At 49.5% G+C, this 16,744-nt stretch carries 15 protein-coding genes, 2 pseudogenes and 1 riboswitch; of the genes and pseudogenes, 10 read left to right on the top strand and 7 right to left on the bottom strand.

Going from position 1 to position 16,744, the window contains the following annotated elements:
- The first annotated feature begins 16 nt into the window (after positions 1-16).
- The 7 genes from ACLIN2_RS21890 (at position 17) to ACLIN2_RS21860 (ending at position 7,613) form a co-directional block, all read left to right on the top strand.
- Complete coding sequence (locus ACLIN2_RS21890; RefSeq protein ID WP_411504578.1) at positions 17-541, top strand: RNA polymerase sigma factor SigX; 525 nt, start codon at positions 17-19, stop codon at positions 539-541.
- Positions 538-1,701: a DUF4367 domain-containing protein gene (locus tag ACLIN2_RS21885; RefSeq protein ID WP_411502117.1), complete on the top strand. Its 1,164-nt coding sequence runs from the start codon at positions 538-540 to the stop codon at positions 1,699-1,701. The genes ACLIN2_RS21890 and ACLIN2_RS21885 overlap by 4 nt, the downstream gene beginning before the upstream one ends.
- Positions 1,702-1,791: 90 nt before the next feature.
- Positions 1,792-2,754 (top strand): ABC transporter ATP-binding protein, encoded by a 963-nt coding sequence (locus tag ACLIN2_RS21880; RefSeq protein ID WP_411502116.1) that lies wholly within the window; start codon positions 1,792-1,794, stop codon positions 2,752-2,754.
- Entirely contained in the window at positions 2,726-3,589 is an 864-nt protein-coding gene (locus ACLIN2_RS21875) for an ABC transporter permease (protein ID WP_092268927.1), read from the top strand. The genes ACLIN2_RS21880 and ACLIN2_RS21875 overlap by 29 nt, the downstream gene beginning before the upstream one ends.
- Positions 3,590-3,852: 263 nt before the next feature.
- On the top strand, positions 3,853-5,157 hold the full coding sequence (locus ACLIN2_RS21870; RefSeq protein WP_122926250.1) for a CitMHS family transporter: 1,305 nt from the start codon (positions 3,853-3,855) through the stop codon (positions 5,155-5,157).
- A 118-nt stretch (positions 5,158-5,275) separates the two neighbouring features.
- Complete coding sequence (locus ACLIN2_RS21865) at positions 5,276-6,862, top strand: ATP-binding protein (RefSeq protein ID WP_411502115.1); 1,587 nt, start codon at positions 5,276-5,278, stop codon at positions 6,860-6,862.
- A gap of 22 nt (positions 6,863-6,884) precedes the next feature.
- Positions 6,885-7,613: a response regulator gene (locus ACLIN2_RS21860; RefSeq protein ID WP_400585298.1), complete on the top strand. Its 729-nt coding sequence runs from the start codon at positions 6,885-6,887 to the stop codon at positions 7,611-7,613.
- A gap of 57 nt (positions 7,614-7,670) precedes the next feature.
- Here ACLIN2_RS21860 and trmB read toward each other — a convergent pair whose 3' ends face one another.
- Entirely contained in the window at positions 7,671-8,315 is a 645-nt protein-coding gene (gene trmB, locus ACLIN2_RS21855; protein ID WP_092268591.1) for a tRNA (guanosine(46)-N7)-methyltransferase TrmB, read from the bottom strand.
- 514 nt (positions 8,316-8,829) lie between these two features.
- On the opposite strand from trmB, the gene ACLIN2_RS21850 reads away from it, so the two are divergent.
- Both ACLIN2_RS21850 and ACLIN2_RS21845 read left to right on the top strand, forming a co-directional pair.
- On the top strand, positions 8,830-9,342 hold the full coding sequence (locus tag ACLIN2_RS21850; RefSeq protein ID WP_174769285.1) for a C40 family peptidase: 513 nt from the start codon (positions 8,830-8,832) through the stop codon (positions 9,340-9,342).
- Between the two features lie 376 nt (positions 9,343-9,718).
- Positions 9,719-9,975, top strand: a pseudogene (locus ACLIN2_RS21845) (fumarylacetoacetate hydrolase family protein); the annotation flags it as partial.
- Positions 9,976-10,099: 124 nt separating this feature from the next.
- Here the strand turns inward: ACLIN2_RS21845 and ACLIN2_RS21840 are convergent.
- Entirely contained in the window at positions 10,100-11,563 is a 1,464-nt protein-coding gene (locus ACLIN2_RS21840; RefSeq protein ID WP_327932605.1) for a methyl-accepting chemotaxis protein, read from the bottom strand.
- A 1-nt stretch (position 11,564) separates the two neighbouring features.
- Complete coding sequence (locus tag ACLIN2_RS21835; protein WP_411502114.1) at positions 11,565-12,116, bottom strand: N-acetyltransferase; 552 nt, start codon at positions 12,114-12,116, stop codon at positions 11,565-11,567.
- A 180-nt stretch (positions 12,117-12,296) separates the two neighbouring features.
- Positions 12,297-12,380, bottom strand: a riboswitch (cyclic di-GMP riboswitch).
- Between the two features lie 244 nt (positions 12,381-12,624).
- Between ACLIN2_RS21835 and ACLIN2_RS21830 the strand changes: the two genes are divergently transcribed.
- The gene (locus ACLIN2_RS21830; RefSeq protein WP_411502113.1) at positions 12,625-13,704 is read left to right on the top strand and encodes a M42 family metallopeptidase; all 1,080 of its coding nucleotides are present in this window, start codon (positions 12,625-12,627) and stop codon (positions 13,702-13,704) included.
- Here the strand turns inward: ACLIN2_RS21830 and ACLIN2_RS21825 are convergent.
- From ACLIN2_RS21825 to ACLIN2_RS21810, 4 genes and pseudogenes are all read right to left on the bottom strand, one after another.
- On the bottom strand, positions 13,685-13,855 hold the full coding sequence (locus ACLIN2_RS21825) for a hypothetical protein (protein ID WP_328210619.1): 171 nt from the start codon (positions 13,853-13,855) through the stop codon (positions 13,685-13,687). The two genes, ACLIN2_RS21830 and ACLIN2_RS21825, sit on opposite strands and share 20 nt — an antisense overlap.
- A 233-nt stretch (positions 13,856-14,088) precedes the next feature.
- Positions 14,089-14,769, bottom strand: a complete 681-nt coding sequence (locus tag ACLIN2_RS21820; RefSeq protein WP_411502112.1) for a YjjG family noncanonical pyrimidine nucleotidase — start codon at positions 14,767-14,769, stop codon at positions 14,089-14,091.
- 11 nt (positions 14,770-14,780) lie between these two features.
- Positions 14,781-15,403: pseudogene (locus tag ACLIN2_RS21815) on the bottom strand (WYL domain-containing protein).
- Complete coding sequence (locus ACLIN2_RS21810; RefSeq protein WP_411502111.1) at positions 15,378-16,676, bottom strand: helix-turn-helix transcriptional regulator; 1,299 nt, start codon at positions 16,674-16,676, stop codon at positions 15,378-15,380. Before ACLIN2_RS21810 ends, ACLIN2_RS21815 begins: the two are co-directional and overlap by 26 nt.
- Between the last annotated feature and the right edge of the window lie 68 nt (positions 16,677-16,744).

The raw sequence follows: 16,744 nt of genomic DNA, 5'->3' as shown, positions 1-16,744 counted from the left end.
GCAAGCAAAACTGGCGATGAATTCCATACTTGTCCAGGATGACACGGATTCCTTTCGCGACTTGTTTACAACGTACTACCCCTTCGTGGTGAGACAAATCATGCGGATCGTCAAAGAACAGCAGACGGCTGAGGATATCGCACAGGACGTGTTTCTATCCTTTTACCATACGGATCGTACCGCAATCGAAAATATTCCGGCATGGCTAACTCGTGCCTCGATTTACGCCGCATACAATCATTTGCGTTCGGAAAAACGCAGGCAAAATCGTCATGAGAAGGAAGCAGCCGACAAGGAAATGGTCATCCGCTCCTCGGAGGATGCATGGCTGGAAAAGGAAGCGATTGAGGGCGTTCGGGAAGTACTCGCCAAGCTGGATGAACGTGAGCGTACGTTGCTCGTTATGAAGTATTCCGGCTTTCCGTATGTAGAGCTGGCAAAAGCGACTGGGACTGAGGTAGGATCTGTCGGAACACTGCTATCACGTGCGAAGAGCAAGTTTCGCAAATTGTACGATTCGCTAAGGGGGGATGAAGGGTGAAATGTGCCGACGAAGGCTTGATACAAGCCTATCTGGACGGGGAGTGCAGCGATGAGAACAGCGAGTGGTTCAGCATGCACGTCCAGCATTGCGAGGAATGCAGCCGGATGATGGATGAACTGTCAGCGCTGGATACCTGGACCGGGCAGACAATCGAGCAGGAGCTCTTTCGTCCGATTGACAAGATCAAGGTAGACACCGAGACTGCATGGCAACGCTTTTCCACCAAGCTGGATCATCTGGATAGCAAGGCTCCACCGCAACTGGCTTCGCAAAAGCAGGTAGGAAAAAGGAGATGGAAAGACATGAATAAAAACACGAAAAAATGGGTGACGGGAGCTTCGGCGGCAGCGGTACTGGCTGTGTCGCTCTCCTTCCCGCAAGTGCAGGCAGCCGCAAGCGATTTCCTTTCGATTTTCCGGATGGATAAAGTAGAATTCGTTAAAGTCACCCCAAATGACATGCAGGAAATCGAGGCATGGTTGTCCAGTGGGCAAGCAGGCGAGAAGGAATTGAAAGGGATCGGAAAGCTTTCCATTAAAGAATCGAATCAAAAAGATACCAAAAACCGTTACTACAACAGTCGGGAAGCAGCTGAAAAAGCTGGCGTGAAGCTGCCGAGCCTGCCCGAGGGACTGGATGTGGAGAGCGTAGATATCAATCCGGCCTTTACCCTGCAAATTGAAATCAATGCGGAAAAAGCAAACAAACTGCTGGCACAGCTGCAGGTGGATGCAAGCTTCGATGAAAAGCTGAGCGGGAAACAGTTTGAGCTCTCTGTGCCTCAGTCGCAATCGATCTGGCTGCGCCAAGGCGAGCAATCGTTGAACTATACCGTCGTGGATGCTCCCAAGCTGAAAGCACCAGAGGGAGTTGATCTCGAGCAGCTGCGCGATACGATGCTCTCGCTGCCGTTCATCCCGGACAATGTGAAGAAGCAAATGCTCAGCATCAAGGATTGGCAGCACACCTTGCCGATGCCGTACTTGGCGGATAAAGACAGCAAGATGAAAGAAGTGAAAGTGCATGGCGCGGATGCCATTCTCATGACGTCCGACAACCGCAGCCAGTTGATCTGGCAGCAGGATGGACACATTCACATACTTGAAGGTCATGGGCTTACCGGTGATGCAATGATGAAAATCGCAAAGAATATGTAAAAATAAATAGTAGCAAGCAGGCAGAGCTCCCTTTTTGGGGTGGCTCTGCTTTATACCGTTTTTGGGAGAGGAAAGGAGGCCTGTCGGGCGATGACTGATTACGTTATTGAGACTTGGGATTTGACCAAGCAATACAACGGCAAGGCAGGTTGTAAAAACATTACGCTGCAAGTGCCGCGTGGGTCGGTATTTGGATTCTTGGGACAGAACGGTGCGGGCAAAAGTACGTTTGTCCGTACGATGCTCGGATTGCTGCACCCAACAGGCGGAAAGGCGCAAATGCTCGGGTATCCGATCGGAAGCGTGGAAGCGCGGAAAAAGGTCGGGTATTTGCCAGAGCTGTTTCGCTATCCAGACTGGCTGACGGGAACGCAGCTGCTGGAGCATCATGCAGAGCTAGTCGGTTTGCCGCGGAGTGAACGCAAAAGCGTGATTTCAAATGTCGTGGCACGGGTAGGAATGGCGGGAAGAGAAAAGGAAAGAATTCGCGGGTTCTCCAAAGGCATGCAGCAGCGCATCGGGCTGGCATGCGCGCTGCTGTCAGACCCTGAGCTCATTTTTCTGGACGAGCCGACTTCCGCTCTGGACCCGATCGGTCGAAAAGAAGTGCGGGAATTGATCGCAGAGCTGAGGGATCAGGGAAAAACGATCTTTCTCAACAGTCACTTATTGAGCGAGATGGAATCCGTTTGTGATTATGTAGGGATTATTCACCGAAGCGAACTGGTCGTACACGGGGAATGGCGCAAGCTGCGTGAGGTAGCCGAGCAGGTCGAGCTAACGGTTGATGCAAAGAACCAAAAGCTTTTGGAGCAGCTTCCGCCATACGTGCTGGGTAAGGAATTCATGCATAATGATGGTGAGCAGCAGCGATGGCTGATCACGCTGGATCAGAACAAAAGAGTGCCGGAGCTGCTGGGAGCCTTGATCACAGAGGGCGCTGCGGTGCACGAGGTCGTACGGAAGCAGCAGTCACTGGAGGAAGTATTCTTGTACTGGGTACAGAAAAAGGAGGGGGAAGCACATGTGGCCCATCATGAAAATCACGTATAGGGAGATGATCTCCAAGCGTATTTTTACGATTACCCTTCTGATGTCTCTCGCCTTCCTGGTGATGTATGGGGTGGCGACCTGGTACGCATCAAAAGAAATAGCAGAGGAAATGGGCAATGCCGCAGACCTGCTTATGGAGACAGGGTTTTTCTCCACGCAGCTGCTGGGGATGGGCCTGTACTTCGGCTCTATTATCACGGCACTGCTTGCGATTCTCAGCAGCGTCGGAAGCATCGCTTCTGAGGTGGAGAGCCATCAGATTGATACGTGGCTTGCAAGAGCACTGCCGCGACGCAAGTACTTGCTTGGGAAGTTTGGCGGACTTGCGAGCATGCTCGCTTTGTACGCGCTGCTGATGTTTTTGGGGTTGCTCTCCATCAATCAGTTCGTTGGCGGTGGCGTGCTGGCTGTGCATGTGAGTATGGGGCAAGTCCTGACAGCACTCGGTTTTTTCATCCTGATGCCGATTATTCTGGTCTGTGTTTCCCTTCTGCTCAGCAGTATCACGACCACGGTAACAGGTGGGATCATTTTGATCATCCTGTATGGAATCAGCTTTATTGGCGGGTTTATTGAGCAGCTGGGCTCGATGATCCAGCAGAGTTCCCTCATTAATATAGGAATTGTTTCGAGCCTGCTGTTTCCCACCGACTCGCTGTTTCGCAAGTCGACGATTGCCCTGTTTGACACGGCAGATGATCCGATCTCCTTTGCTTCCCAAGGCTTGTTTGGGACTGCTTCTGCCCCAAGTGATGCGATGCTGATCTATACCATTCTCTATGGGGCGGCTGCGCTGTGGCTTGCCGTTCGGCTGTTTGGAAAAAGGGATGTATAAAAAGAAAACCGAGAACAGCGTAATGACTGCCGTTCTCGTTCCTTGAGAAGCTGGATCAACTGGTCCAGCTTTTCGTTTTTTTGTTGGTCCACGAGCCCATGGTTTTTATGAAGTTAATAGCGAAAATACGGCTAATGTAGTTTATCGCCGTTTTCTATTCCGGTTGACTGAACATTGTTATAATGACAGCACATTGATGAAAGCGCATTCGCATGGAAAGCGCATCCGTTTTGAAAGCGTATTCTTCCAAGGGGGAACTGATCATGCTGTCATGGCTTGGCTTTTTGATGATTGCCGTTTTTATGTACCTGATTATGTCCAAACGAATATCCGCACTCGTTGCTCTCATTGTCGTTCCAGTTATCTTTGCCTTCATTGGAGGTTTTGGAGCGGGCATCGGTGATATGATGCTGACAGGCATTAAACAGATTGCGCCGACGGGCATCATGCTGCTGTTTGCGATCCTATACTTTGGTGTCATGATGGATGCTGGTTTGTTTGAACCGTTGATTGCCAAAATATTAAAAATCGTCAAGGGTGATCCGCTGAAGGTGATTGTGGGAACGGCAATCCTGTCGGCCCTGGTCGCTTTGGATGGAGATGGCACGACGACCTATATGATTACGGTATCCGCGATGCTGCCGCTGTATCAGCGACTAGGGATCAAGCCGATGATTTTGGCGGCGGTACCGATGCTTTCTTTGGGTGTCATGAACATGGCACCATGGGGTGGTCCTACCGCCCGCGCGATGAGCGTTCTGAATTTCGATGCCTCGCAGCTGTTCACACCTGTCATTCCTGCGATGATTGGCGGGATGGCTTGGGTGATTGTGGTCGCCTGTATTTTGGGCAAACGGGAGAGAAAACGCCTGGGGATTATCGATTTAAGCCAGGATCATGCGAACGGACTGGCGGCTGGAGAAATGGCAGCTGCGTCTGCTGATCCGCTGAAACGTCCGCGCTTGATTTGGTTCAATCTGCTTCTCACAGTCGTCTTGATGGTTTGCCTGATTATGAGCATCCTGCCATTGCCGATTTTGTTCATGCTGGCTTTTGCGATCGCTCTGCTGATCAATTACCCGAACATGGAGCAGCAAAAGGAGCGAATCTCCGCACATGCGGGGAATGCGCTGGCGACTGTATCGATGGTGTTTGCCGCAGGAATTTTTACCGGAATCTTGACGGAAACCAAGATGATTGATGCGATGGCGAGTACGATTGTCTCGTTGATTCCAGATGCGCTCGGCTCTCACATGCCTGTTCTTGTAGGGTTGACGAGCATGCCTTTCACGTACTTCATGTCCAATGACGCGTACTACTTTGGTGTCGTACCGATTTTGGCTAATGCAGCAGCCTCTTACGGAGTAGATCCGGTGGAAATTGGACGGGCCTCGATTCTCGGACAGCCGCTGCACGTGCTCAGTCCTTTGTTTGCTGCACAATACTTGCTGATTGGAATGGTTGGTGTCGATTACGGCGAGGCACAGCGCTTCATTTTAAAATGGGCATTTGGTACCTCCATCGTCATGATTGTTATTGCCATTTTGACTGGTGTGATCTCGCTGTAAGGGGAAGCGCACTTTACCGTTTTCGAAAAGGGGCCGTCGATGGCCTCTTTTTGTTGAAGCTGCGCAAGTGGAAAATTCCGCTCATGCTTGGCTACAATGGGGAAGAGGGGGGAAGGACGTGCGGTTTCACACCAAGCTCTTGATCATGATCGGGTCGCTCCTGATAGGTGTGATCGTTTTGCTCGGAATCTCATTTGAACAGATGCTGGACGGTGCTCTTCGCAAGGAAATCGGAACAAGGGCACTCAATACAGCGAAAACGATAGCCCGGATGCCGGAGATCATCGATGCATTTTCGCAGCCGGACCCCGCACAGACGATCAATCCTCTGGTGGAAACGATTCGGGTAGACACGCGTGCCGCTTTTATCACGGTCGGCAATCGCCAAGGCATCCGTTACTCTCATCCAGATCCGGAGCAAATTGGGAAGCCGATGGTCGGTGGTGACAATGAAGCCGTCTTCGCGGGTCACTCGATCATCTCCGAGACAGTCGGTTCACTGGGACCTGGTCTTCGCGGCAAAACCCCGATCTGGGATCGTGCAGGACATGTGATTGGGGTCGTTTCCGTCGGTTTTTTGCTTGAGGATATTCAAGAGACGATCGAGCTGTATCGGGATCGTATTGTCGTGATCGGTGCTGTGATCCTGTTTTTGGGCATCTTGGGGACGCTCTGGATTGCGCGAAAGGTCAAGGAGTCCATTTTCGGTCTGGAGCCCGAGCAGATTGGACGGATGTACCAAGAGAATCAAGCTGTGCTAGAATCCATACGGGAAGGAATCGTCGCGGTGAATACGGATGGGGCGGTCACGCTGGCGAATCAGACGGCGATGAATCTGATCGGGCCATCAGAGCGGCAGGAGCTGTTGGAGGATGATCCAAAGGAATGGCTGCGCTCCCTGCGACTAGTGGAAGTCATGAAAACGGGAGTGGCCGAATTCGATCAGGAGACATTTGTGAGCGGCAAGGCTGTAGTGGTCAACCGCGTCCCCATTTTGGACAAAGAGCGAAAAGTGACGGGAGCAGTAGCGAGCTTTCGGGATCGCTCGGAGCTGTTCCGCGTGACGCAGGAGCTATCGCGGGTAAAGGAATACGCGGAGGCGCTTCGTTCCCAGACCCATGAATACTCCAACAAGCTGCATTTGATCTCTGCCCTGATCCAGCTGGAATCGTATCAGGAAGCGGTCGATTTTATTTCCGCCGAGGTTGATGTGCACGTCAGCAACACCCAAATGATCATGCGCCGCATTCCCGATCCGCTCATCGGGGGATTGCTGCTCGGAAAGGTGAATCAGGCAAATGAACGGAAAATTGCGCTGACGATTGACCCGGACAGTCACATTCGCGAGATTCCGGCAGCTATTGACCGCTCGCTCTTGATTGTCATACTGGGCAATCTCATCGACAATGCGATGGAGGCCGTTTGTGCAAATAGTGCCAACGCCAAAGAAGTCTCGGTGTACATGGGAGAAATGGATGAGCTTTTGCTCGTGGAAATAGAAGATCGCGGACCGGGGATTCCAGAAGCGTACGCCAGCAAAGTATTTGAACGGGGCTTTTCCACAAAGCAGCTGCAGGATCACGGCTATGGACTTCATTTGGCAAAAGAGGCAGTCGAACAGCTGGACGGAACGATTTCACATGCAGGCAACCCACAAGGGGGCACCATCTTTACTGTCACGATTCCACTCGAGGTTGGCCGGTGAACGCAAGGGAGGAGAAAGGAAGATGAACCAGCACATCAGCGATGAGGAGACTCCCATCCGCGTGCTAATTATAGAAGATGATTTGCGAATTGCTGAGGTGAACCGGCGCTTTGTAGAAAAGGTGAGCGGCTTTGAGGTTGTGGGAATCGCGGCCGATCGAGGGGAGGCAGTCGATCAGCTCGAGCTGCTGCAGCCTGAGCTGGTTCTGTTGGATGTGTATTTTCCCGATATGAACGGACTCGAATTTCTCTCTTTTATCAAAGAGCAGCATCCGGACAGCGATGTCATCATGCTGACTGCTGCCAAGGAAGTGGATGCCGTCGTGGATGCGATCCGCTACGGCGTCTTTGATTTCATCACGAAGCCGCTGATCATCTCCAGACTTCAGCAAACGCTGCGCAGCTATCAGGAATTCCGTAAAAAAATCCGTACGTTGAAAAAAGAAGGTGCCGCGATCAATCAGCAGGAAATTGACCACCTGATTCACGGTTCGGGGATGAAGGCGTCCAAAGAGAGCAAGCCTGTGAAAGGCATCGACAGAATTACGCTGGAGAAGATCACCACGTACTTGATGCAGACCGAAGAAGCGACAACTGATCAGGTCAGCAAGGAAACGGGCATCAGCCGCTCGACTGCGCGGCGCTATTTGGAGTATCTGGTGGCCATGGGAGAGGCAAGTGCGGATTTGTCCTATGGCGTCGTCGGAAGACCGGAACGAGTATACCGGCGGGGAACCAAAGAAAAAGGGTAACGTCACGAAAAAGAAAGGAAGTCCAGCGTTTTTGGCCGGACTTCCTTTTTGGCGTGGTTAGGAAAAGCTGCAATGCGCCTCTACCCGATAAATTCGCTGACCGCGAGAGGAAAAGCGTTGCTCGTATTCAGTCATGACATTGTCCTCGGCGAGCTTGGATTGATGCAGATCAAACGTGATGTTGTGCATCTGGAAGCGCTCGAGGGCAAATTGATTGAGGGAAAACTCGAAAAGCTTTTCATTGTCAGTCTTCATATGAATCTCGCCATCACTCTTCAGTACCTGACGATAGGTTTGCAGGAAGCTCGCGTAGGTGAGACGGCGCTTGGCGTGGCGAGTTTTCGGCCAAGGGTCGCTGAAATTCAGGTACAGGCGGGAAAGCTCCTGATCGGCAAAAAGATCTGTCAACACGGCAGCATTGAATTGGACGAATGCCAGATTGGGGATTTCACGGTATTCCGTGCGCTGTACAGCCCGCAGAACCACTTCTGCTTTCAGCTCCACCGCAATGAAATTCACATCAGGGTGGCGTTCTGCCAGTGTATTAATGAAGCGTCCCTTTCCACAGCCGATTTCGACATGGATAGGATTGTTGTTTCCAAAACGTTCGTTCCAGCGCCCTTTAAAGGATACAGGGTTGTCCACGAACGTCGGATATTCACGCAGGGCCGATTCGGCACCTGGTATGTTGCGCAGTCGCATATGTGCCTCCTTAAGAAAGAACTCCTATCTACTTTACGATGAGACTTCCCAGGTTGCAAGCATGAGAGCTAAGGAGATCGTCGAGATTCCAGATAGGAGGCAGCCTTTTTTCGTACCCATAGGGATTTTTTAGAAGGGGGACTAGGACATAAGTCACATGTAATGCGGATGTGTCTACAAAACAGAAGGATAAAATTGGGGGATTTGTGAGGAACATCTTGGAAATAAAATTAACTGAAAATTTGAGGAATGCCTGTTAAATCGGGCTTGAAGCCGTCAAGTAGCAATGATAACCAGAAGTGGTTAGAAGAATTGGTAATAATTTGGGAATTTAATAGAGTCAGAACCAATGGTAAAGTAGAGAACAAGTGAGAGGTCAGCCAAACTTTGCATAAAAAAAGCTTCTTGTCGACGTCATTTGGTAGAAGCAAAGGATTCGTTTAGAAGTTTTTATGCGTAACGGAACGGAATGGGAAAGAGCCGTTTCTGCATTCCTACACGATCAAAAGGGAGGATGAACAACATGAGAAAATTACATAAAGGGATCATCGGAGTGGTGATGGGTCTGACTTTGGGCCTCACCGCTATCGTAGCTCCTCTTCCTGGCGAACAAAATGTGGCTCATGCGGCTTGGACACAAGCGAAAGCTGATAAAGTCATCAACACTGGGAAAAAATACTTAGGAAGACCTTATAAATTTGGAGCCAAGAGCAGCACCACTGCCGTATTTGACTGCTCTTCCTTTACGCAGCGTGTATTCAAGGTTGCTGTAGGCAAGTCGCTGCCGCGTACATCCCGCGACCAAGCGAAAAAAGGGACAAGCGTATCCAAAAGCAACCTGAAAAAGGGCGATCTTGTCTTTTTCAAAGCGAGCACGACTACTGCGAACAAGCGTATTACACACGTGGCGATCTATGCGGGCAACAACAAGCTGCTTCACACGTATGGAAAACCAGGGGTGACGTTCACGAACTTCAAAGGAACGTCTTGGGAAAAACGCTTTGTATCTGCACGCCGTGTGCTGTAACTAACTCATCTGGCTCTCTACTTACTAATACGTCTCAGTATTGCAAGAGTTGCGAAAGAATCTTATGTAAATCCTGACATTCTTTTTGCTGACAGGATGGACTGGGCGAGAGCTCCTTTGTCTGCCATAGACAGGGAGCTCTTTTTTCGTTGCACGAAAAATCGGATGGATGACTTGACCAATATAATACCTAGGTAGTATATGATTTTTGAGGTGAAAATTTTGAAAATTCAACCAATGATTGACGGATTAAAGGAGCTCGGATTTACCGAGTAAGAGGCAAGAATTTATTTAGCCCTGCTGCGATCCCATCCTTCCAACGGAAATACGATCGCGACAGTATCCGGTGTGCCAACCCCAAAGTATGGCACAGGCCTGGTACGAAATTCCCGCCTTTTACTTTACCAATCATCAGGTGATCCAAGGGACGGGTGCCAAGATCGCCAGACCGCGAAGCTGCGAGTGGATTATATCTTCGGCTATACGATCCTCAATGACTGGTCGGCTCGCTATCTGCAAAGGAAGGAATACAAGATCGGTCTCGGTCCGGCCAAGGGGAAGGATTTTGCCACGTCGTTAGGTCCTTATCTGGTGACAAAAGACGAGCTGGCACCCTACCGGATCGCCGGGAGACCACGTTCAGCTCGAGGTCACTGGGCTCGGGATCTTGGAGAATGCGATCGAATAACGATAAAACACCCCTAGTCTGAAGCAATGGACTAGGGGTGTTGTCTGCGTGGCAGCAAGCAATCGGCTTTTAGATGTTCAACCCGCGAATTTGCTGCTCGATTTTCTCAAATCCGCTTGATACTTTGACTACCTCGTCTTTTTGCTCGGAGACGAGATGGAGCACTTCTTCCAGGTTGTCCTTGTTTTGATCTGTAATGTCTGCGTTGATCTCGACTTTTGCTCCGACTTCCTGCATCATGCTGTTTACGTGAACGATGAACTCTTGAAGAAACTTGGTTTTCGTAGCGAAGTCTTGCATGTAATGGTCGACGTTGGCGAACATTTCTTGCACTTCAAGAATGCCCTCGCTATTTTTTTCAAAGGAAGTTTGGGAACCAGAGATCATATCGGAGACGAGCTTCATTTTTGCACGAATGTTCATCAAGAGTGTTGCGATAGATTCCGAAGATACTTTGGAGGATTCAGCCAGCTTGCGTACTTCATCCGCTACCACGGCAAAGCCGCGGCCGTGTTCACCTGCACGGGATGCCTCGATCGTGGCATTCAGTGCGAGCAGGTTGGTTTGAGCCGATATTTCGGAGATGGTCTGTATGATCTTCTCGATGTTCTCAGTCTCTTTGTAGAGCTCTTGAATCAGGCTGTTGGTACCTTGGATATCTTTAATAAAGCGTTCAAAGTCAGTACCGATATTGCCAATGCGCTTTCCGCTTTCCTGGGTAGCTTCCTTCGTGGATTCTACATAATCGTACATCTCCGTAATGGAGCGAGTCATATCCTCTACTTGAACGTTGGTAGTCGCCATTTCGTTTCGCAGTTCATTGGTGTTTTCTGTCTGCACGTTGAACGATTGAAGAATGCTCTGCAGGGACGATACCGTTTCTACTGCACGCAGATTGACGCCATCGGTCACTTTATTGAGATTTTCTTGGTATTCCTGTACGGACGTCAGGGATTGATTGATCTGATCGAGTACCCGCTGCAAGGATTCCTTGGATTCGATGGCTTCTCGTTTTTGTGTTTCGCTCTCATGCTGCAGCTTGTTATTGAAAAAGGCGTGCATCATGCTGGTAACCGAAATGAAGCAGAAGGTAAACAAGAAATACATCAAATCAATAGGGGAGGTGGAATGAAAGATTACCTCACCCTGGGTAAAGAAATAGTAGGACACGATGCCGAGTGTAGCTGCGATCGTCAGGATATTGATCCATTTATCTTGATAGATCCCCATGACTGCGACAAAGAACATGATCGTCATGATATTGATCATATGAGGATCCAGTTGGACAATGACAAACATGAATGCCCCGATCACGACGAAGTTAAAAAACTTCATAAATGGCGCCATTTTCTCGCGCAGGCTCGGACGGTTGGAGACGTATGTAAAAGGTGCCAGTACGACATACAAGATTCCGAGAACCGTCAGCACGAAAGAAAGCGGAACACCTAAAATCAGATTGACGATCTGAACGAACGTAATAATACTTGCAAAGACGATGACGACCCAGTTATTCCTTCTTCGTAAAAGATCCATATCAGCGCATGACCTCGACTTTTCTTTGTGTGAAAACCGGTGAGTACCACGAGTATTGTGGATTTTCTTTATCCGTATAGACTTCTTTCAGGTGAAACAGCGTCGGAATAGCCTCGGCGCCCTTGTAGAGGATGTTTTCCTTGATTTGTGTAGCCTGGATTTTGTATTTCTGGTTCATGGATCGAAAAAAAGACGGATCGGCAATGCCGACAGCGTGTGTATATCCATGTTTTTCAGCATAGTCGACCATCAGGCAGATTCCTTTTCGGCCGAGCTGCCCGCGATAACGGGGGAGAACAGCCAGACTGTCGACCTCCATCGCTCTCATATCGTTCGTCAGGATCTCGTCAAACAACGAATGGATGAACGAATTTGATTTCGAATAGGGGGTAAATTCAAAAGTTCCTCCAGCTTCTCCATCTTCTGCCAGCAGCAGGTAAAGATCAGAGCCTTGTTTGGCGTACTCCATTTCGAAACCCATGGAACTCCAGACGGTTTCTTTGATTTGATGGAACAATGCCAAGGTCTCCGTAGAATCAACATGTTTGTACATTTCCCACTCCACCATTATTTTCTCTCTATTTTTTGGTCTGTAACGGTTTCTCCCGTTCATTTTGTTGCTCTCTTTGCTCTCTCTTACATGACGTCCTCCTATCAGATGAATGAAAAAAAGAGTTATCCCAAGTACTGGAACAACCCAAGTCACCAACATCAAGACATTTTGTTACGGATGTTTGGCAACCCGGCTATCGTAGTCAGCGACTTTAGACCCGTGGCTTTGCGTCACCACCTTTAGATGGTTTTGCCTTTTGTCATCACACTTCGAAAAATGTAAATTTATGTCGGATTCTGCAAAATTTTATATCAAATCACTTTCCCTGTCAAGTTTTGGTAGGTAAAATTAACTATTTTTTAGTTTTCTTATCAATTATTATCGGCAAAACCTTCTGGTAGCTTTACATGCATGGACGCATTCATTTTCTGTGCAATATTTACAGATAATTTCATGTTTTATAAGATGGACGTTAGAGAGCGTAAGGCCATATCTTGGGAGGTTTGACATGAACGCTTTGACCCAATACTTGTCTGAGCTGGACGCCATTCATGGGGTGTCTGGAGATGAAGAGCGCGTGGCCAATTACATGAAGGAGCAGATTCAGCCTTTCGTGGACGAGTCGTTCGAAGATGCACTGGGCAACCAATTCTTTGTGAAGAAGGGGATACACCCGACGTTTCGCATCATGCTTGCAGCACACATGGATGAAATCGGTTTTGTTGTAAGTCATATCGATGAGAAGGGATTCGTCTATTTCCTTCCAGTCGGCTATCACGACAGTCGGATGGTCATCAACCAGATACTGACGATTCAGACAGAAACAGGCCCTGTGCACGGAATTACAGGAGGCAAGCCCGCACATGTCGTGACAGAAGAGGAAGCGCAAAGGGCAATTCCTATGGACCGATTGCATCTCGACCTGGGAACGGCCAGCCGGGCAGAAACGCTGGCTCTGGGGGTGCAGGTGGGGGATTACATCACGTTTGACCGTGAAGGGCGGCTGCTGAACGGGACGAAGGTATACAGTGGGAAATCCGTCGATAATCGCTCGGGCTGTGCGGTCCTGATCGAAGTCATGAAAAGGCTTGCGGATAAAGAGATTGCCCCCACAGTCTATGGCGTTGCCACTGTGCAGGAGGAAGTCGGACTGCGGGGAGCAGGGCCTGCTGCTTTTTCGATTCAACCGGATATAAGTCTGGCTATTGACGTCATTTTCGCTGGCGGTACACCTGGGATGGATGAGCGGATCTCACCGATCGAGCTGGGCGCAGGACCAGCCATTATGATGTATGATTGGACGCCGAGTAACGGGCACGGTAACAATGTACCCAAGAAGCTGACGCGTACATTGATTAAGGCCGCAGAAAAGAACGGGATTCCCTATCAGCGTGAAGTGGTTGTCAATGGCGGTACGGATGCTTGGGCGATGAGCCTGGCTGGAAAAGGATCGTTGGCTGGCGGGATCTCATTACCCTCCCGTTACATTCACTCGGCGACGGGCATCGTACATATGGATGATTTGGAGCATGCTGTACAGCTGATTCTAGCTTTCGTAGAGGAAGCACTTACAGATCCACAAAAATAACAATCGCGCTATAAATCAACAAAAGTCCCATGACGATAGGAAAGGCTCGGTCGTATTTGGCGAGGAACTGTTGAAAAACCGCCCCAAAGAATGCCCAGCTGGACGTGCTGAGGTAACCGATAAAGCCGAGAAACAAGGAAAATAGCAACAAGCATCTACTATCCCGCCTAAGGCAAAAAAAGAAGCCGATTCTCTGTTGATTTGCAGAGGTCGGCTTTTTTGAACGTATAGGAATTTATAAGCGTAATGCTTATGAATTCCGGAGCGCATGGCGAAGTGCCTCAGCGTCCGCTTCTGGCATTCCTTCGGTAAAACTTTCCGCTAAAACGCGGTCGCTCCTCCTCGAACAGGCCTCGATAGAGGTTTTCTTACGGCAGGTTCTTTTTACAGGCAGGTCAAGAGCTCCATCAGCTCGTGAATTTCGTAGGTCGGTTTGATACCGAGTTTGTTTTCTTTGCGATGCGGATTAAACCAGCAGGTATCGATTCCATAGTTGATACCGCCTTGTATATCGGAAGTCAGGGAGTCACCGACAATCAGCACTTTGGATTTATCGGTTATTTCCAGCTGCTTGAATACATAATCAAAAATTCCTTTGTCCGGCTTTTGGCATCCGGCTGCTTCTGACGTGACCAGACACTCAAAGGCATTGCACAAGGGAGAGCCGCCGATCCGGGCTTTTTGTACCGCGTCAAAGCCGTTGGTGATAATGACCAGGCGATAATCGGACAGCTGACTACACAGCTCGATTGCGCCGTTTGTCAGGTGAACCTCTTTTCCTAAGTTTACGAGGTAGTCTTGGTTAAAGGCAGAAGCGTCGATGGGAAGGCCAATAGCTGCAAACAATCGCTTGAACCTCTCGCCGCCGAGCTCGGCAAGCGTCGTATGGCCTTGTTCCAGCTCTCGCCAGAGTACGCTGCTGATTTCTTTGTAGGCGGGTAAGTATTCATCCAAGCTGTGAGTGAGATTGTAGGCTTGAAATGTCTTTTGCAGGGCTTCTCTTTCGGTCATACCAAAATCGAATAAGGTGTCGTCTACGTCGAACAAAATGACTTCGTATTTCATTTCTGCCTCCGTTATTCTTCGCTAGTAATTCCGTATCTCGCAAGCGCCTTCGCAGACGTTTCCCACATCCTCTGCTGCAGTACCTTGCCTTCTACCACTTTCATGCGTTTCCCGAGAAAACGGATTTTGGACAAGATGTATTCGCGGTCGTCCATGAGGAAGCTTAGCGTGATCCGGTATGCATCTCTCTCCTCATTATACGTCACTTCTTTATTGAAACAGGAAAAAGCGTACAGGATCCTGGATAGCTCTCCGTTGTAAAGGGGGATGACTTCCAGGACGGCCTGCTCTTTCCTTGATTCAAGAATGGCTTCTATCGTGATAGAGGCATCCTTGTATTCTCGATCCATCAGCGTCTCTTCTTGAACCGAGCGGATATGTGAGAGTCGTGTTGCTTTTAACGTACGGTTCCGCAAATCATACCAAAGCAAATACCATTCTTTTTTCACGATGGAGTAGGCGCTAGCAGGTCGTTTAATTTTTGCAGGGTTGCCGGGGTCAATGCTTCCGATGCAGCAGGATGGGCAAGCATCCTTTTCAACCAGGCTCGTTCGTGGGAGGTGAGGGGAATGGTTCCCGATTCTTCCAGATGTGAAATGACCTGATAGTTAAAGATTTTCTCGAAAGGATTCATAGTAGGATCGAATCTCCTTCCATTCCGCAATTAGCTCTCTCCGCAGGTAAGCAGGCGACAATACCTCGCAGCTCGAACCAAAGCTTCTCAGCCACGGCTTCATTTCGGTCGTTCCATTCACCGTGATTTCATAGAGGAACGAGTCAACGTCTTCTTCTGTAATCGATCCCCATTGCCCCTGCAGCAGGACCCGTTCCTTGATGAAGTTGGATCTGGTATCGGTCGGATTGTAAAACCGAGCTTTTACAGTTACCGGAGCGCCGGTATCCACAAGCCAGCTGTTGCGTATTTTTTCCTCGAGCTGCTGCAGCTTGCTGGCAAATTCCCGCTCGGACACGGATTCTGCCTCTTCCAGCTGGGTGAGACCTTCCACCCGAAACTTTACAATTCCTAGCCGTGGAGCGTTCCCTAGTAAGTACCACCTTCCGTAGTGATGGTCATAAATGACTTTCAGAGGAAGGACGAGCACCTCTTTCCCTGCCGTTTCTCTCTCGAATAGGGGATTGGTATTTTTCGAAGCGTAGCTGACGCGTGCCTTCGGTGAAAAGTAGCGAAACCGGATCTTTTTCCGGTGCCGAATCGCGTGGAAGAGCGAGTAGAGATGAGCTTCGTCCAGAATTCGTGAGTGATAGTGATATTTGTAAAGGAACCGCTCGGTAAAGCTGTTTCTCTGAATGCGAGCTTTTTTGATGTGATCGCGAAGCAAATACCCTTGAACGGATGGGATTTGCGTGTTCGCCATGACGTCCACAAAATCGTACAGGTCGGCAAGCTCATCATCAGTCAGGGCAGTAAGCAGTTCATTTCGGAGGTGGTAACGGTAGGGCCTCCCGCCAGCTGCTCGGCCAATGACCCCGATTTCCTCCAAATATTTCAAGTCGGAGCGAATGGTTTTCTCGTCGGAGAGGGGCATTTCGGCAGGCAAATAATCGAGCAGCTCTGTCGCTGTCAGAGAACGTTCCTGCAAGGCTGACAAAAGGGCGGTCAGCCGATAGCTCTCTGTCTCCTTTACCGATTTGGCACGAAACAAAAACAAGAGAAGGGGATCAGACGAGTCGTAGTAGTTGTATGTGAGCAGATTCGTGATGTCAGCTCGTGGAGCGGGCTCTTTTTGGACAGTCTGAATCACATTTTTGAGCCGCTTGATTGTTTTATCAAACGTGTGGACGGATATACCCAAGCGATCGGCGAATTGCTGTCTGCTGTAAGCTCCACTGGTGAGGACCAGCATGCGCAAGAACTGAATTTCTTTATCAAAACTCTCCCTGGCCATCTGATCTCCTCGCCTTCTTCAAATGAAATTCCCTCGCCCCATTGTATAGGGCTGGATGAACGAATGGC

This window comes from Brevibacillus centrosporus, from assembly GCF_046622605.1.
Classification (GTDB): Bacteria; Bacillota; Bacilli; order Brevibacillales; family Brevibacillaceae; genus Brevibacillus; species Brevibacillus centrosporus.
The sequence above is the reverse complement of the archived record's forward strand: the minus strand, read 5'-3'. Positions and strand labels throughout refer to the sequence as shown.

Excerpts from the sequence above, each read along its gene's own strand:
- ACLIN2_RS21835 (WP_411502114.1), bottom strand. The coding sequence starts at position 12,116 with ATGTACAAACATGTTGATTCTACGGAGACCTTGGCATTGTTCCATCAA.
- ACLIN2_RS21860 (WP_400585298.1), top strand. The coding sequence starts at position 6,885 with ATGAACCAGCACATCAGCGATGAGGAGACTCCCATCCGCGTGCTAATT.
- ACLIN2_RS21840 (WP_327932605.1), bottom strand. The coding sequence starts at position 11,563 with ATGGATCTTTTACGAAGAAGGAATAACTGGGTCGTCATCGTCTTTGCA.
- ACLIN2_RS21875 (WP_092268927.1), top strand. The coding sequence starts at position 2,726 with ATGTGGCCCATCATGAAAATCACGTATAGGGAGATGATCTCCAAGCGT.
- trmB (WP_092268591.1), bottom strand. The coding sequence starts at position 8,315 with ATGCGACTGCGCAACATACCAGGTGCCGAATCGGCCCTGCGTGAATAT.
- ACLIN2_RS21830 (WP_411502113.1), top strand. The coding sequence starts at position 12,625 with ATGAACGCTTTGACCCAATACTTGTCTGAGCTGGACGCCATTCATGGG.
- ACLIN2_RS21850 (WP_174769285.1), top strand. The coding sequence starts at position 8,830 with ATGAACAACATGAGAAAATTACATAAAGGGATCATCGGAGTGGTGATG.
- ACLIN2_RS21870 (WP_122926250.1), top strand. The coding sequence starts at position 3,853 with ATGCTGTCATGGCTTGGCTTTTTGATGATTGCCGTTTTTATGTACCTG.
- ACLIN2_RS21880 (WP_411502116.1), top strand. The coding sequence starts at position 1,792 with ATGACTGATTACGTTATTGAGACTTGGGATTTGACCAAGCAATACAAC.
- ACLIN2_RS21820 (WP_411502112.1), bottom strand. The coding sequence starts at position 14,769 with ATGAAATACGAAGTCATTTTGTTCGACGTAGACGACACCTTATTCGAT.
- ACLIN2_RS21890 (WP_411504578.1), top strand. The coding sequence starts at position 17 with ATGAATTCCATACTTGTCCAGGATGACACGGATTCCTTTCGCGACTTG.
- ACLIN2_RS21810 (WP_411502111.1), bottom strand. The coding sequence starts at position 16,676 with ATGGCCAGGGAGAGTTTTGATAAAGAAATTCAGTTCTTGCGCATGCTG.